The organism is Kitasatospora sp. NPDC059408 (assembly GCF_042751525.1).
Classification (GTDB): Bacteria; Actinomycetota; Actinomycetes; order Streptomycetales; family Streptomycetaceae; genus Kitasatospora.
On record NZ_JBHYWI010000064.1, the window covers coordinates 37,978 to 52,372 of the forward strand.

The 14,395-nt window shown below is 73.8% G+C and carries 14 protein-coding genes; 7 read left to right on the forward strand and 7 right to left on the reverse strand.

Annotated elements, in window-relative coordinates; all coding sequences use genetic code 11:
* Positions 1 to 495 (reverse strand): ATP-binding protein, encoded by a 495-nt coding sequence (locus tag ACFXDE_RS32345; RefSeq protein WP_380498142.1) that lies wholly within the window; start codon positions 493 to 495, stop codon positions 1 to 3.
* Between the two features lie 190 nt (positions 496 to 685).
* Between ACFXDE_RS32345 and ACFXDE_RS32350 the strand changes: the two genes are divergently transcribed.
* On the forward strand, positions 686 to 1,012 hold the full coding sequence (locus tag ACFXDE_RS32350) for a putative quinol monooxygenase (protein ID WP_380498143.1): 327 nt from the start codon (positions 686 to 688) through the stop codon (positions 1,010 to 1,012).
* Entirely contained in the window at positions 1,009 to 2,247 is a 1,239-nt protein-coding gene (locus tag ACFXDE_RS32355; RefSeq protein WP_380498144.1) for a helix-turn-helix domain-containing protein, read from the forward strand. The genes ACFXDE_RS32350 and ACFXDE_RS32355 overlap by 4 nt, the downstream gene beginning before the upstream one ends.
* A gap of 270 nt (positions 2,248 to 2,517) precedes the next feature.
* Here the strand turns inward: ACFXDE_RS32355 and ACFXDE_RS32360 are convergent, their stop codons facing one another.
* A complete protein-coding gene (locus ACFXDE_RS32360) occupies positions 2,518 to 3,120 on the reverse strand; it encodes a superoxide dismutase (RefSeq protein WP_380498145.1) in 603 nt (200 codons plus the stop codon).
* 151 nt (positions 3,121 to 3,271) lie between these two features.
* Here ACFXDE_RS32360 and tsaD point away from each other — a divergent pair, with 151 nt between their 5' ends.
* Complete coding sequence (gene tsaD, locus ACFXDE_RS32365; RefSeq protein WP_380498146.1) at positions 3,272 to 4,309, forward strand: tRNA (adenosine(37)-N6)-threonylcarbamoyltransferase complex transferase subunit TsaD; 1,038 nt, start codon at positions 3,272 to 3,274, stop codon at positions 4,307 to 4,309.
* Here the strand turns inward: tsaD and ACFXDE_RS32370 are convergent.
* On the reverse strand, positions 4,287 to 4,733 hold the full coding sequence (locus tag ACFXDE_RS32370; protein WP_380498147.1) for a DUF5990 family protein: 447 nt from the start codon (positions 4,731 to 4,733) through the stop codon (positions 4,287 to 4,289). The two genes, tsaD and ACFXDE_RS32370, sit on opposite strands and share 23 nt — an antisense overlap.
* Positions 4,734 to 4,758: 25 nt before the next feature.
* Positions 4,759 to 5,469 carry a helix-turn-helix domain-containing protein gene (locus ACFXDE_RS32375; RefSeq protein WP_380498148.1) on the reverse strand — a complete coding sequence of 237 codons (711 nt, stop codon included), beginning with the start codon at positions 5,467 to 5,469 and terminating at the stop codon, positions 4,759 to 4,761.
* A 221-nt stretch (positions 5,470 to 5,690) separates the two neighbouring features.
* Here ACFXDE_RS32375 and ACFXDE_RS32380 point away from each other — a divergent pair, with 221 nt between their 5' ends.
* Positions 5,691 to 6,941: a serine hydrolase domain-containing protein gene (locus ACFXDE_RS32380; RefSeq protein WP_380498149.1), complete on the forward strand. Its 1,251-nt coding sequence runs from the start codon at positions 5,691 to 5,693 to the stop codon at positions 6,939 to 6,941.
* A 39-nt stretch (positions 6,942 to 6,980) separates the two neighbouring features.
* On the opposite strand, the gene ACFXDE_RS32385 is transcribed toward ACFXDE_RS32380, so the two are convergent.
* On the reverse strand, positions 6,981 to 10,205 hold the full coding sequence (locus ACFXDE_RS32385) for a type 2 lanthipeptide synthetase LanM family protein (RefSeq protein ID WP_380498150.1): 3,225 nt from the start codon (positions 10,203 to 10,205) through the stop codon (positions 6,981 to 6,983).
* 386 nt (positions 10,206 to 10,591) lie between these two features.
* Positions 10,592 to 10,771, reverse strand: a complete 180-nt coding sequence (locus ACFXDE_RS32390; protein ID WP_380436471.1) for a hypothetical protein — start codon at positions 10,769 to 10,771, stop codon at positions 10,592 to 10,594.
* Positions 10,772 to 11,152: 381 nt separating this feature from the next.
* Between ACFXDE_RS32390 and ACFXDE_RS32395 the strand changes: the two genes are divergently transcribed.
* Positions 11,153 to 11,653, forward strand: coding sequence for a histidine kinase (locus ACFXDE_RS32395; RefSeq protein WP_380498151.1), 501 nt, complete (start codon positions 11,153 to 11,155; stop codon positions 11,651 to 11,653).
* Between the two features lie 77 nt (positions 11,654 to 11,730).
* Here ACFXDE_RS32395 and ACFXDE_RS32400 read toward each other — a convergent pair whose 3' ends face one another.
* Positions 11,731 to 12,375: an FtsX-like permease family protein gene (locus ACFXDE_RS32400; protein ID WP_380498152.1), complete on the reverse strand. Its 645-nt coding sequence runs from the start codon at positions 12,373 to 12,375 to the stop codon at positions 11,731 to 11,733.
* 116 nt (positions 12,376 to 12,491) lie between these two features.
* Here ACFXDE_RS32400 and ACFXDE_RS32405 point away from each other — a divergent pair, with 116 nt between their 5' ends.
* Together ACFXDE_RS32405 and ACFXDE_RS32410 are read left to right on the forward strand one after the other, a co-directional pair.
* Positions 12,492 to 13,712: a sensor histidine kinase gene (locus ACFXDE_RS32405; protein ID WP_380498153.1), complete on the forward strand. Its 1,221-nt coding sequence runs from the start codon at positions 12,492 to 12,494 to the stop codon at positions 13,710 to 13,712.
* A complete protein-coding gene (locus tag ACFXDE_RS32410; RefSeq protein ID WP_380436481.1) occupies positions 13,709 to 14,392 on the forward strand; it encodes a response regulator in 684 nt (227 codons plus the stop codon). The genes ACFXDE_RS32405 and ACFXDE_RS32410 overlap by 4 nt, the downstream gene beginning before the upstream one ends.
* Positions 14,393 to 14,395: the final 3 nt, after the last annotated feature.

The following is a 14,395-nucleotide window of genomic DNA, read 5'->3' on the forward strand; positions in this document are numbered from 1 at the left end:
TTACCCCCCCCCGGTGGGCTGGGTCCTGTGGCCGGGGCCCGTGCCCCACGCATGCGTGGGGCACGGCACTTCGGAGGTCTCCAGGTATTCGAACCACACCACTTTGCCCGTCCCCGCCGGGTGCCAGCCCCAGGCGGTGGCCAGCGTCTCCACCAACAACAGCCCACGGCCACTTGTCGATTCGGTGCAGCGCTCCGGCCGCGGGAGATCCGGGCGCCGGTCGATGACCTCGACCCGCAACCGGCCGGCGCGCCATCGGATGGCCACGGTACAGCGCGACCTCGTGTGCAGGAGGGCGTTGGCGATCAGCTCGCTCGCGCACAGCTCCACCTCCTGGAGATCATCGGGCGAGAGCGGCACTCCCCACTCCCGCACGATCGCCATCACCAGCCGCCGGGCCGGCGGAACGGAGTCGACCCCTGGCGGTACACCCCACTCCAGCGGCACCGGAAAGCTGGCGGTGTTGAGCGGGCTGACAATCACGTTCCACCCCATTGCTCCTCCATCACTGCAGATGGGCAGTGGCCGTCACCAGACGGCAGCGAAAAGGGAAGCCGGCCATAGCTCTCAGCCACGGCGAACGCACTGAACGTAGTCGCAGAAAAACTGCGAGTCAAGAGAATCTGCTACTCGCAGACCTTCACCTAGTCGTGCGAGACTCAACCAATCCAGGAAGGGGAGAACCATGGGATTCGGCCTCGTTGTGCGTTTCGTGGCCCGCGATGTGACAGCTGCTCAGGCCTTCGACGCCCTGGCTGAGGAAGCGCTCGAAGGAATCCGCGCCAAGGAACCCGGCACTCTCGTCTACGTCAACCACGCTGTACCGGACGAGCCTCACGTCCGGGTCTTCTACGAGCTGTATGCGGACCGTGAGGCGTTCGAGGAGCACGAGCGCCAGCCCCACGTCCGCCGATTCCTTGCCGAACGTGGCCAGTATCTGGAGTCGTTCGAGGTCACGTTCCTGGCCGAGATCTCCGGCAAGGGCGCGTCCGCCGACCAACTCACCCGGTGAGTCCTGAGGAACAGCGGGCGTTCGGCGCCCGGGTCGCCCAACTACGCAAGGGGCGTGGCATGCGGCAGGACCAACTCGCCGCCGCCGTCAACCGAACCGCCAGTTGGGTGTCCCAGGTCGAGCGGGGCATCCAGCCGGTGGTCCGTCTCGACGTCCTCCACTTGCTGGCGAACGGCCTTGGCGTCTCCATTCAGACGCTCAGGCCCGATGCGCCATCATCCGCCGCACCCGTACCCTCGGCTACCGAACAGACCAATGACCTTGATCTTGTGCGGCTGTCGCTGTCGGGTCATCCCGCTCTTGATGCGCTGCTCGGCGAACGCCCCCGGACGGAAACCGTCGACCTGCCCGAGCTGGCAACCGCCACCGAGGAGTTCTGGCACCTGACGCACGGCGCACGTTTTGCCGAGCTCAGCACTGCCATCGCCGACGTCCTGCCACGTCTGGAGCGGGCGTCGCGAACCGCCACGGCGGAGGAGCGCCCCAAGATCCTGCTACTGCTCAGCCAGGCATATCAGGCGGTCGCGGCGGCATTCGTCCGCCAAGACGAGGCCGACGCCGCATGGGTGGCCGCCGACCGGGCCATCCAAGCCGCCGAGCAGGCCGGACAGCCACTGCACGTGTTCGCCGGCATCTACCGACTGGCCCACGCATTCGTCCGGCTACGGCGATTGGACCAGGCAGAACACGCCGCCGGGACTGCGGTGGCGGCGCTCCGGACCTACACGTCGGCAGGACATCCGCCACCGGAAGCGTTGTCCGTCCTCGGCGCGCTCCACCTGGTTCTCGCGTTGGCCGCCGCTCGCGCCGGCCAACGCGAGCAGGCGCTGAGAGAACTCGCCCGCGCCCGTGAGGTCGCGGCACGACTCGGCGAGGACCGCAACGACTTCAACCTGGAGTTCGGGCCTACGAACGTCGAGATTCAGGCCGTCTCGACGGCAGTCGAACTCGGTGATGCGGGCGAGGCTCTGGAAATCGGCTGCCGGATCGATGCCGGACAGCTCTCGCCCGAGCGCAGGTCAAGGCTACTGATCGACCTCGGGAGAGCTCACGCGCAACGACGTCACCTGGGTGAGGCGATCGACTGCCTCCTTCGAGCCGAGGAAGCGGCGCCGGAGAGCGTCCGGAGTCACGTGGCGGCGCGGGCGACGATCCGTGAACTCATCCTCATCGCCGGCCGAGGCGCTCCTACGGAGCTGACGAAGCTGGCCAAGCGTGCGAACGCAATGGGGTGATGAAGTGCGCATCGGACCCACAGGGCACCGGGGGCTGTCGGCCAAGGCGGAGGAGCAGGTCCGACAGCTGCTCGGAGCGGCTCTTGCAGCAGAGGACCCGAGCGGGCTGGCCCGACCAGCCGCCAACCGGCCTCCTACCCCCAGGTTGTCGTAGACGACGCATTCGGGAGCTTCCGACCTGAATGTGCTCATCGGCGGGTTGGCGGCGATGCGAGGGGAATGCCCCGGACCGCCTGAGCGGGCCGGGGCATTCCCGATGCCTGAATCGGATCAGGCGGACGTGACGGCGGCGAAGCGGGCCGAGACGTCCTGCCAGTTGACGACGTCCCACAGGCGGGTCACGTAGTCGGGGCGCACGTTGCGGTACTGCAGGTAGTAGGCGTGCTCCCACGCGTCGAAGGCCAGCAGCGGCGTGGTGCCCTGGCCCACGTTGCCGTGGTGGTCGTAGACCTGCTCGACGATCAGGCGCTTGCCCAGCGGCTCCCACGAGAGGATGCCCCAGCCCGAGCCCTGCACGCCCGTGGTGGCGTTCGTCAGCTGCTTCTTGAAGGCCTCGAAGCTGCCGAAGTGCTCGGTGATCGCGTCGGCCAGCTCGCCCTCGGGGCGGTCGCCACCCTCCGGGGACAGGTTCTGCCAGAACAGCGAGTGCAGGACGTGGCCGGACAGGTGGAAGGCGAACGTCTTCTGCAGGCCGACCAGGCCGCCGAACTGCTCCTTGTCGCGCGCCTCGGCCAGCTGCTCCAGGGTGTCGTTCGCGCCCTTCACGTACGCGGCGTGGTGCTTGGAGTGGTGCAGCTCCAGGATCTCGGCCGACATCGCCCGCTCCAGCGCGGAGTAGTCGTACGGCAGGTCGGGAAGCGAGTAGGTGCCCAACGGGTCCTTCTTTCACGAAGTTGGCGATCGTGCCGGGACAACACTATTGCGTATGAGTTGCAGGAGCGATCAATGGGCTCCTGCTTATTCCCGATGGAACGTCGGGCACAATGGGAGCGCCAGGTGTAATGGGTGAGGCGGGTGAGAGACTGTGACGGTCGTACTCGGGATCGAGTCCTCGTGCGACGAGACGGGCGCCGGGCTGGTCCGCGACGGCGTGTTGCTCGGGCAGGCGGTGGCGTCGTCGATGGACGAGCACGCCCGCTACGGCGGCGTCGTGCCGGAGATCGCCGCCCGCGCCCACGTCCACGCGATGGCCCCCGTGGTCCAGGAGGCCCTGCACCGGTCCGGGCTGACGCTCCGGGACGTCGGCGCCGTCGCGGTCACCACCGGCCCCGGCCTCTCCGGCGCCCTCCACGTGGGCGTGGCCGCCGCTAAGGCGTACGCGTTCTCGCTCGGCGTCCCGCTCCACGGGGTGCACCACCTCGCCGGGCACGTCGCCGCCGCGACGCTCGACGGCGGGCCGCTGCCGGACCCGTCCGTCGTGCTCATCGTCTCCGGCGGGCACACCTCGCTCCTGCTCGTGCGCGACCTCGCCCGCGACCCGATCGTCCACCTCGGCGACACCCTCGACGACGCGGCCGGGGAGTACTTCGACAAGGTCGCGAGGATCCTCGGACTCCCCTACCCGGGCGGTCCCGCGATCGACCGCGCGGCGCGCGGCGGCGACCCGACCGCCGTCCGGCTGCCCCGCCCGCTGACCGGGCCGCAGGACCACCCGTACGCGTTCTCGTTCTCCGGCCTCAAGACCGCCGCCGCCCGCTGGGTGGAGGCGCAGCGCGCGCCGCACGTCCCCGACGCGGCGGCGGCGCTCCAGGAGGCGATCGCCGACGTGCTGACCCGCAAGGCGGTGCGGGCCTGCACGGACCACGGCATCGGCACGCTCGTGGTGGTCGGCGGGGTGGCCGCCAACTCCCGCGTCAGGGCGATGGCGGAGGAGCGCTGCGCAGCGGCGGGCATCACCCTGCGCGTACCGCCGCTGCGGCTCTGCACGGACAACGGCGCGATGGTCGCCGCCATCGGCGACCTGCTGGTCCGCGCGGGCGCCGAGCCGGCTCCCGCCGACGTGTCGATCGACCCCTCGGCGCCCCTGGAGTACGCGGCGCTCAGCCCCCTGCCGTCCAGGTGACCAGCGGCGGGCGGACGGCGGCGCACAGCGGGTGGCCCTTGGCGTCCGTGAGGCCCAGGCGGGCCACCAACAGGCCGGAGCGGACGGCGGCTTCGACGACCTCCGGGGGAATCGCGTCCAGGAAGATCTTCGCGCGGCGGAACATCGTGGACCCCGGGCCGCTCAGCCAGTTGAGGTAGACGAAGCGCCCGCCCGGGCCGCCCTGGACGTACCGGCCGGTGATGTCGGTGCCGGCGGGCGTCGGCTTCGCCACGCACTCCAGCGTCCACTCCGCGCGCGGCGCGTCGCCGGGCTGCGGGTCCAGCAACTCGCCCGGCTTGGCGCGGCGCTGGACGGCGACGTGGATGTCGCGGTAGCCCGGGAAGCCGGGGGCGGCGCCGCACTCGCGGCCGGGCAGGTCGGTGGCCTCGATCCTCAGCTGCATGCGCCCATCCTCCCCCGGTGTTCCCTCACGGCGCTTCCCGCCACTGCAGGACGGCACGCACGATGTCCTGGCCGATCCGGTCGAGGAGTGCGGCGGCGCCGTCCATCCGGGCGCCGGCCGGGGTGGCGGGGCCGAGCAGTTCGGCGCCCTCGCGGGCGACCCCGGCGAGCATCGCGTTGCGTTCGGCGCTGGCCAGCAGGGCGCGGTACCAGATGTCGCCGTCGATGACGTAGCGCGTGCAGCGCCGGTGCTCGTCGCGCTCCCGGCGGACCAGCGCCTGGCCCTCCAGGTAGGCGGTCGCCTTGGAGACGGAGGCCGGGCTGACCCGGAGCCGGTCGGCGAGGTCGCCCGCGGTGAGACTGCCGTCGTCGGTGACGTAGAGGCACGTGAGTACCCGGGCCACCATCCGGGGCATGCCGACGTGGACCAGCAACTCGGCCATCCGTTCGGCGAACTCGCGCACGGCGACCGGGTCGCGCCCGGCCGCCTGCCGGACGACGACGGCCGAGCGGGCGCCCGAGGGCGGGGCCGGGCGGGTGCGGCGGGAGCGCTGGACGGTGGCCCGGTGGGCGCGCTCGGCGCGGTAGCCGGAGGGGCCGCCGTTGCGGGCGATCTCGCGGGTCACGGTGGACGTCGGGCGGCCGAGGTCGCGGGCGATCTCGCCGTAGCCGAGCCCCTCGGCCAGGCCGGTGGCGATCCGGCGGCGGTCCTGCTGGGTCAGTCTGGCTCCGGGCATCCGTCCTCGTCTCCTCGCGTGGCGCGACCAGTATGCGCGGGGCGCCGGGCTTGTTGCAATGAACCCGCACGGCCTTGCAATCACCGGCAGGGCCATTGCAAGGATATCGCCGCTGTGAGCTGCAAGGATTCATCGGGCAATAGGAGTTGACGTTGATTCATATGGAAAGCACGCCGTAGTTTCTTCCTCGCAACCACAACCACCGCCAGGGGGAACACACCATGAAGACCACGATCCGCACCACCGTCGGCGCCGTGCTCGCCGGAGCCGTGCTCTCGGCCACCGCCGCCACGCCGGCCCTCGCCACACCGGTCCCCTCCGCGCCGCTCCCCTCCGCGCCGGTCCTCTCCGCGTCGGCCGCGAAGAGCGGGCACGACGGCGTGCAGAAGGTGCTGGACCGGGCCGTGGCCGAGGGCGGTCTGCCCGGCGCGGTCGCCGAGGTCAGGGACGGCCACCGCCGCTGGTACGGCGGCGCGGGCGTCGCCGACACCGCCACCGGGCGGGCGCGCCACCCGCAGGACCGGTTCCGGATCGGCAGCACCACCAAGACCTTCGTCGCCACCGTCGTCCTCCAGCTCGCCGCCGAGGGCCGGCTGAGCCTCGACGACAGCGTCGACCACTGGCTCCCCGGCGTCGTCGACGGGCCCGGCTACCAGCCCGACCGGATCACCGTGCGACAGCTGCTCAACCACACCAGCGGCGTCTTCAACTACGTGATGGACGAGGACGTCCAGCGCAAGGCGGGCGGCCCCGCCTTCCTCCGGCACCGCTTCGACGACTACACCCCCGCGCAGCTCGTCGGGATCGCGATGCACCACCGGCCCGACTTCGCCCCCGGCACCGGCTGGACGTACTCCGACACCAACTACGTCCTCGCCGGGCTGATCGTCGAACGCGCCACCGGCACCACGCTCGCCGAGCAGATCGAGCAGCGGATCAGCGCCCCGCTCGGCCTCGGGAGCACCTCCACGCCGGCCCCGTCCGACATCACCGTCCACGGGCCGCACGGGCGCGAGTACACGCGCCTGGGCGACCCCCACCCGGACGCCCCCGTCTACGACGTCACCGAGCTGAGCCCGTCCTGGGGCTGGGCCTCCGGCGACATGATCTCCACCGTCGGCGACCTCGACACCTTCTTCGCCGCGCTGCTGGGCGGCCGCCTGCTGCCGCCCGCCCAGCAGCGGGAGATGTTCACGATGATCCCGACGCCGCCGAAGACGTGGATCGAGAACACGGCGTACGGCCTGGGCGTGAGCTCGATCACGCTGTCCTGCACCACGGTGTGGGGCATGGGCGGCGCCATCAACGGCTCGTGGACCTACACCTACGGCAGCCGGGACGGCCGCCACCTGCTCTCCACCAACGTCAACGGCGACTGGACGAACGGGACCTGGAAGAGCGGCGCCTGGCCGATCGGCGTGTTCACCGACGAGCTGGAGGCGGAGTTCTGCCCGAGTGCCACCGGCGCGTGAGCCGGGCACCACGCGCGGGCGGTTGCGGGGGCCGTAGGGTCAACGCACCGTCGGCGGGTGGAGGCCCAGGAGGGACGGGACTCGGGTGGGTGCGGCCAGGCGGAGGAGGCCGTGGCCGATGCCGGCGAGGCCGACCATGAGGGACGGGCTGTGGACGCCGTGCGGCAGGCCGCAGGTCCAGCCCCGGGTGTCGAGGGCGTCCAGGGCGGCGCGGGCCGCGCCGTGCCAGGGGCGTCCCGCGAGGTGGAGGGGTTCCACGTTGCCGAGGTCGCCGTGGCACAGGGACGCGTTGAGGCCGAAGCCCTCGCGCAGCACGGTGTCGAGGGCGGCGTCACGCTCCTTCGCGAGCAACTCGCCGCCTTCCGGCAGGAGTTCGGCGAGCTCCACCCGGGCGAGGGCGATGCCGGAGGCGCCGTGGCACCAGAGGACCGGGAAGGACGGGCCGTCGGGACCGCCGTCCTCGCGGACGTCGCGCCAGTTGGCGGCGGCCGGGTCGAACAGGGTGCGCTCGTAGTCCAGTGCGGCGAGGGCGAGTTGGGGAAGGCGGGAGTCGCCCAGGTGGTGGCCCGCCTTCGCCAGTGCCCACGCGATGCCGGACGCGCCGTGGGCGAACCCCGCGAGCGGACGGGCGGCCGCGCCCGCGAGGGAGGCGGGGAGCCAGCCGACGCCGCCGTCGGCCCTCCCCAATTCCGAGTGCGGGGCCGCGGTTTCCGTGAGGCGTGCGGCACAGGCCGCGAGGGCGGCGGTCACGGCCGGGCCGGGGCGGACGGAGGCCCAGGCCAGGAGGCCGCCGATGGTGCCGGCGTTGCCCGCCAGGAGGTCGTGCTGGACGTCCTCGGCGGCGGTGGCCGCGATCCGGCCGATCATCTGCCCCGCCAGGGCGTCGAGTTCGTCGTCCGGGTGGTCGGCGGCGAGGTGCGCGAGGGCGTACAGCACGCCGCCGGTGCCGGCGAGGCCGCCGCCGAGGCGGTCGGCGCGACGGCGGACCTGATGGCGGAGCGTGCGTTCGGCGGCCCGGGCCGCCTCGCGGTGGGAGCGGTCCCCGGTGACGGTGGCGAGCTGGTGCAGGAAGAGGACGATGCCGGCCGTGCCGCTGTAGAGGTCGGGTCCGAGCTCGGCGGGCGCCCAGCGGCCGGGCGGGGTCCAGTTGGGGCCGGCCCAGGCGAGGTCGGCGCTGCCCCGGTGGGCCTCGCGGAGGAGCTGCTCGCCGGCTTCGACGGCCTTGGCGAGGGCGCGGGCCGCGAGGTCGTCCTCCGTCCCGGCCGGTGCGGCGAGGGGTGCGGTCGTCGCCGTTCGGCGCGGCTCGCGGGCGCCGTCGGCCGTCGTCACGGACAGCCGGAGGAGTTGGAGTTGGCACTCCAGGTCCTCCTCGCCCAGCCCGTCCGCCTTCGCGAGGGCGAGGTCGAGCGCGGGCCGGTCCGCGACGCCCGGGATCACCGCGCCGGTCGAGGAGCGGGCGTCGACGCCGTCCGGGCGGATGGTGAACACGGGCACGTCGCCGCGCCACAGGTCCGCGCGCTCGTGCTCGACGAAGGCGAGCGCGTGCTCCTCCCAGGCGGCGAGGGCCCAGAGCCGGTCGAGGTGGCGGTCCTGGTCGAGGGCGTCGCGCAGGAGGTCGGGGTGGCAGGCGGTGTTGAGGAGGCTGCGGTACTCGAAGGTGTCGCGGCGCAGCATGCGGGTCTCGTCGCCGGCGAACGCGCGGATCAGATCGCCGAGTTGGTCCTTTTCCGCGGCGAGGATCCGGTAGGCCTCGGTGAAGCCGGCCTCCAACTCGTCGAGGTGGTCGGCGAGTCGCAGCGGCCGGTCGGCCGGGACGGGCCGGCTGCCCGGGGCCTCGATCGGCAACCGCCGGTATTCGAGCCGAAGTTCGTCCGTGCCTTCGCCGACGAGGACGGGTGCCGCGCGGGGCGGGAGGGTCGAAGGGTCCCAGCCGAGGGCGGACAGGTCGGTGCCGCCGTTGCCCTCGTCCCACATGCGTTCGGGCAGCAGGCCCGAGCGCAGCACCGAGTGGCGGGCGTGGTGGCGGGCGAGGCGCTCGGACTCGGAGAGGTCCTTGGCGGGCTCGTGCAGGTCGGGGTGGAGCAGGGCCTCCAGGTCGATGAGCACGGGCTGGTCGCGGACGGCGAGCAGGTTCTGCGCGTGGCAGTCGACGGCGTCGAGGACGTACATGAGGGCGGCGAGCGTGCCGGCGCGGTGGTAGAAGGCGCTCAACTCGGCGTCGTCGCGGGCTGGTTCGGCCGTGACGTGGGCGACCCAGCCGTAGCCGTCGCGGGCCAGGTGGGCGAGGTCGTGCAGGGGCAGCCGGAGCCGGGGGTTGAGCCACCGCAGGACCTGCTGGAAGTGGCTCTCGGCGCCGAGCGGGCGGGGCTTGTAGACGATCCGGGTGCCGTGTTCGAAGCGCAGGGAGCTCACGGTGGCGCCGCCGCGGTGCGGATCGCCGAGGCCGGTGGCGAGTTCGGTGAGGCGGCCGAGGGGGCAGCCGTCGGCGAAGGTGGCGCGGATCGCGGGCAGGTCGGCGGCGAGGCGGCGGAACAGCGTGCGGCCGGTGGCGGTCCACTGCTCGGCGGCCGCCGTCAACCGGTGGGCCAGGACGGGGTGTTCGGCGAGCAGGCGCAGGGCGCGCCCGGGCCAGGTGAGCCGGTCGAGGAAGTCGCGGTAGCGCTCCTCGGGGGTGTCACCGGTCAACTCGCCGGTGAGGCGGGCGACGTGGAGCTCGGTGATGACGGTGCGGACGGCCATGCCGTGGACGGCGGCGGTGAGCGCCGGGAGGACGAGGGCGGTCAGCTCCTCGGGCGTGCCGAGGGCGGGGACGTCCAGGTCGGCGATCGCGGCGCGCAGGCGGTCGCGGGCGTCGGCCAGCAGGGGCGCGACGAGCCGGGCGAAGGCGTGGTCCTCGGGGACGTCGAGGGTGGCGGGTGTCGCGAAGGCGGCGGCGAGGCGCTCGGCCCACGGGAGGCGCCCGAGGCGGTCGGCGAGGGAGTCCGGGTGCTCGGCGAGCAGGGCGTGCAGGGCGTCCGGGTCGAGGCCGTCGGCGGCGAGGCGGCGCTCGAACCAGCCGTCCCGGTCGAACGGCGCCTGGGCGCGCCAGCGGTCCAGCTTCCGCGTGGCGCGTTCGGACCGCTCGGCGCGTTCAACCCGTTCGGACCGTTCAACCCGTTCGGCGCGTTCGGCGAGCCCCGCCGTCTCGGTGCCGGGCACCGGACCGCGGGCGTTCAGCGGGACGGCGCGGGCGGCGGCCCGCAGGAGTTCGGTCGCGTCAACCACGGGTCGGGGTCGCCTCTCTCGCTGTGTCTCTCACTGTCGCGCCGTACCGACCGCTCAGGGTGGGTGGTGCCCCGGCGTGGGGTCGGGGCACCACCCCGCGGACCGGTCACCTGCTGCGCCTGCTTGGGCAACTCGACGCGCTCTCAGGGGTGTTGAGTTGCAGTGCAGCCGCACCGTCCGCCTCGCGGCCGGAGAGCACCAGGGCCGTGGGGTGCCCGGTGCCGTGGGCCGGCCACGGTCGAACCGCCGGCCGGCGGCGCGGACGCGGCGCGGATCCCGGCGGTGCGGCCGGGACCCGCGCCGGCCGCGACCCCGGACCGTGGGCTCGGGAGAGCCGCGGGATCCGGGATCGGCCGGCTCCGGAGGCCTCACGGCCCCCGGAGGACTCAGAAGCTGCAGACGCGGCCGCAGCTCGACCAGCCGCCGCAGGTGCCGGACTGCACCGAGGCGGTCACGTACAGCTCGTCCGCGAGCTCGCCGGCCGGGTGGACCTGGTGGCCCTGGCCGAGGGTGAGCCGGAAGTCCTCGTCCTTGAGCGCGCGAACCTGCTCAGCCGTGGGCAGCATGTTGCCTCCTCGAAGCGATGGGATCTGGCACGGGCGTGCCGGGTCCGGATCCTGGCAGCGCCTCACGCGTCACACCAGGGGCGTGCGCCCCACCCGGCGCAATTCCGGCCACGATCGAAATAAGGTCCGGCCCGGCACCCCGCCCCCGTTCCCCCAGGCCATGCCCGGTCCCGCCACCGGCCGCCGCGCCCGCCGCTCCCCCGCCCGGCCCGACGGCCGCCCCACACCTGGCCAAAACCGGGGCGGTGCGGGCCACACAAACCGGACCCCACGTTTCGGGGCCGCCGCCCCCGGGGAGCCCGGCGGCCGGTCTCTGCTGTGGCAGCGCCCGGCACCCAGGGTGACGATGGAGCCCGGGACCCGTGGACCGATCGGAGCACCATGAGCGAGCAGCACAACGTCGTCCTGCTGACCTTCCCGGACGCCGCCGGCTGGCGGGCCGCCTACGACGAGGCGCAGCACCTGCCCGGCCTGCGGCAGGTGGCCGCGCTGGAGCGCAGCGCCGACGGCCTGCTGGAGGTGCGGGACGGGTTCGTGCGCGGTGCGGGCGTGGCGACCGTGGGCTCCGGCGTGCTGGGCGGGCTGGTGGGCCTGCTCGGCGGGCCGATCGGGGTGCTGCTGGGCTTCGCGGCGGGCGCGGTGCTCGGCAACGCGGCCGAGGAGCACCAGGCGACGGAGGGCGGCGCCGGACTGATCGTGCTGTCGCCGCGGGTACCGGACGGCGGTGCGATGCTCGTGGTGGACGTGCGCGAGGCGTCCCCCGGCCCGGCGGACGAGCTGGCCGCGAAGCACGGCGCCACGGTCGAGCGGATCGACGCCCGCGCGTTCGAGGAGCAGGTCAAGGCGGCCGAGCGGAAGGCCGAGGAGCCCGGCCGGGACTGACCGGGCTCCGCGGGGCGCGGGCGCGTGCCCCGCCGTCGCGGCTCCCGGCCTGAACCGGCGACACGCGCCCTTGGCACTCACTCCGCCCGCAGCGCGGCCACCGTCCGCGTCCGCGCCGCCCGGACGGCGGGCAGCAGGGCCCCGAGGACGGCGATCAGCACCCCGCCGACGGCGAGCAGAACCAGCGCCGGCGCGCCGAGGACGTCCAGCGCCGAGGCCGGGAAGTCGAGCCCGGCGCTGTGTCCCATGGCGGGCACGGTGAGCCCGTGCAGCAGCAGCCCGACGGGCAGGCCGATCGCCGCGCCGACCACCCCGACGAGGACGACCGAGGCGAGCACCACGCCCACGGTCTGCGCCGGGGTCATGCCGAGCGCCTTGGTGACGCCCATGTCCCGGGTGCGTTCCCGGATCTCCAGGACGACGGTGTTGAACACGCCGAGCCCGGCGACGACGACCAGGAGCAGGGCCAGCGTGGCGGTCAGCGAGTCCAGTGCGGCGATCGAGCCGCTGGAGCCGTGCGGCGCGCCGACCTCGGCGCTCATGTGCACCGGGGCGAGCGCGGTGCCGAGGGCGGCCGCGTAGGCGGCCCGGTCGGTGCCCTTGGTCGGCGTGACGAACCAGGCGTCCGGTCGGGGGGCCGTCCCGGACGGGAAGCTCCGGGCGTCGGTGAGCAGTTCGTTCGTCTGGACGTGCGGGTCGAAGACCTCTCCGACGACGGTCACGTACCGCGCGGGAGGTACGGCGCGCGGCGTCATCCTTGCGACGTAGTCGACGGGGGTACGAGGCTCCGCCGGACGCGGGGCTGTCCAGCCGGGCGCCCGGCCGCCACAATGTGCCGGTGATCGAAGCCCTGACCCCGGACCGGCTGCGCGCGGCCGTCCGCCCGAGCGCCGGACCGCCACCGCCCCTGCCGACCCGGCGCGGGTGGGCGTTCGACGTCGCGCTGGCCCTGTTCCTGGCCTCCCTCGGCACGCACTACGTCCTCATCGTCCAGGAGCCGCACTCGGCGCTCCTCCTGATGGTGCCGGTCGTGCCGCTGCCGCTCGCGCTTCGCCGCCGGTACCCGCTGGCGGTGCTGTGGGCCGTCCTGCCGCTCGCGCTGCTGGTGCGTCACCAGTCCGAAGACATCGCCTACTCGGCGGGCGTCGCCGTCGTCATCGCCGCCTACAGCGTCGCCGCGTACGGGCGCCGCCCGGCCGCCGTCCTGGCGAGCCTGCCCGCCGCCGCCACCACGCTCGTGGTCCTCTTCGCCGAGGCCAAACTGCCGCACTTCCCCAACGGCGTGGTCGCCGTGCTGCTCCTCGTGCCGGTGTTCGCGGTCGCCTACGAACTGCGCATGTGGCGCCGCCGGGCGGCCGAGGGCCACGAGCGGCTCTCCGCCCTCGAACGCGAGCAGCTGGCCGCGCTCCAGCGCGCGGTCGAGCACGAACGGGCCCGCATCGCCCGGGAGTTGCACGACGTCGTGACGCACAACGTGAGCATGATGACGATCCAGGCCGGGGCCGCGCGCAAGATCCTCGACACCGCGCCGGACAAGGCCCGCGAGGCGATGGCCGCCGTCGAGACCGGCGGACGCGCGGCGATGACCGAACTGCGGCACGTCATGGGCCTGCTGACGATCGACGCGGGCACCGGCGACGACCCGGCCGCCACCGCCGACCTCAGCCCGCAGCCCGGCCTCGGCCGGCTGGACGCGCTGGTCGAGGGCGTCCGGCAGGCCGGGCTGACGGTCGGGCTGACCGTCTCCGGCGAGCGCCGCGCCGTGCCGCCCGGGGTCGAGCTCGCCGCCTACCGGGTCGTCCAGGAGGCGCTCACCAACACCGTCAAGCACGCGGGCGGCGCCGCCGCCGAGGTCACCGTCGAGTACGCCCCCGGCCACCTGGCCGTCGAGGTCACCGACACCGGCGGCCGTCCCACCGGCGCCGCCGCCACCGGCAACGGCCGCGGCCTGATCGGCCTGCGCGAACGCCTCGCCGTCTACGGCGGCACCCTGCACACCGGCACCCGGCCACGCGGCGGCTACCGCGTCAAGGCCCTGATCCCCTTGGAGAGTTCATGAGCACCGACCCGCTGCGCGTGGTGGTCGCCGACGACCAGGCGCTGGTGCGCACCGGCTTCCGGCTGATCCTGGAGTCCGAGGGGATCGAGGTGGTCGCCGAGGCGGACGACGGCGAGCAGGCGGTGGCCGCCGTGCGCCGGACCAGACCGGACGTCGTGCTGATGGACATCCGGATGCCCGTCCTGGACGGCCTGGAGGCCACCCGGCGGATCGTCGCCGACACGGCGCAGGAGCCGCCGCGGGTGATCATGCTGACCACCTTCGACCTCGACCAGTACGTCTACGCCGCGATGGCCGCCGGCGCGAGCGGCTTCCTGCTCAAGGACGTCACCCCCGAGCACCTGGCCGCCGCCGTCCGGCTGGTGCGCTCCGGCGACGCCCTGCTCGCCCCGGCGATCACCCGCCGCCTCGTCGAGCGCTTCGCCCGCCCGGACGCCCCCGCCGCACCGCACCGCGAGCTGGCCGCGCTCACCCCGCGCGAACTGGAGGTCATGACCCTGCTCGCGCGCGGGCTCAGCAACGCCGAACTCGCCGCGCGGTTCGGCCTGTCCGAAGCGACGGTCAAGACGCACGTGGCCCGGATCCTCGGCAAGCTGGGCCTGCGGGACCGGGCCCAGGTGGTGGTGGCCGCGTACGAGACGGGGCTGGTGAGCGTCGGCTCGGGGCCGGGCCCGGTGTAGGCC

Bases quoted from the DNA above. Each gene is read 5' to 3' on its own strand.
- ACFXDE_RS32350 (WP_380498143.1), top strand. From the start codon at position 686: ATGGGATTCGGCCTCGTTGTGCGTTTCGTGGCCCGCGATGTGACAGCT.
- ACFXDE_RS32395 (WP_380498151.1), top strand. From the start codon at position 11,153: ATGAGCGAGCAGCACAACGTCGTCCTGCTGACCTTCCCGGACGCCGCC.
- ACFXDE_RS32390 (WP_380436471.1), bottom strand. From the start codon at position 10,771: ATGCTGCCCACGGCTGAGCAGGTTCGCGCGCTCAAGGACGAGGACTTC.
- ACFXDE_RS32410 (WP_380436481.1), top strand. From the start codon at position 13,709: ATGAGCACCGACCCGCTGCGCGTGGTGGTCGCCGACGACCAGGCGCTG.
- ACFXDE_RS32370 (WP_380498147.1), bottom strand. From the start codon at position 4,733: ATGCAGCTGAGGATCGAGGCCACCGACCTGCCCGGCCGCGAGTGCGGC.
- ACFXDE_RS32345 (WP_380498142.1), bottom strand. From the start codon at position 495: ATGGGGTGGAACGTGATTGTCAGCCCGCTCAACACCGCCAGCTTTCCG.
- ACFXDE_RS32375 (WP_380498148.1), bottom strand. From the start codon at position 5,469: ATGCCCGGAGCCAGACTGACCCAGCAGGACCGCCGCCGGATCGCCACC.
- ACFXDE_RS32380 (WP_380498149.1), top strand. From the start codon at position 5,691: ATGAAGACCACGATCCGCACCACCGTCGGCGCCGTGCTCGCCGGAGCC.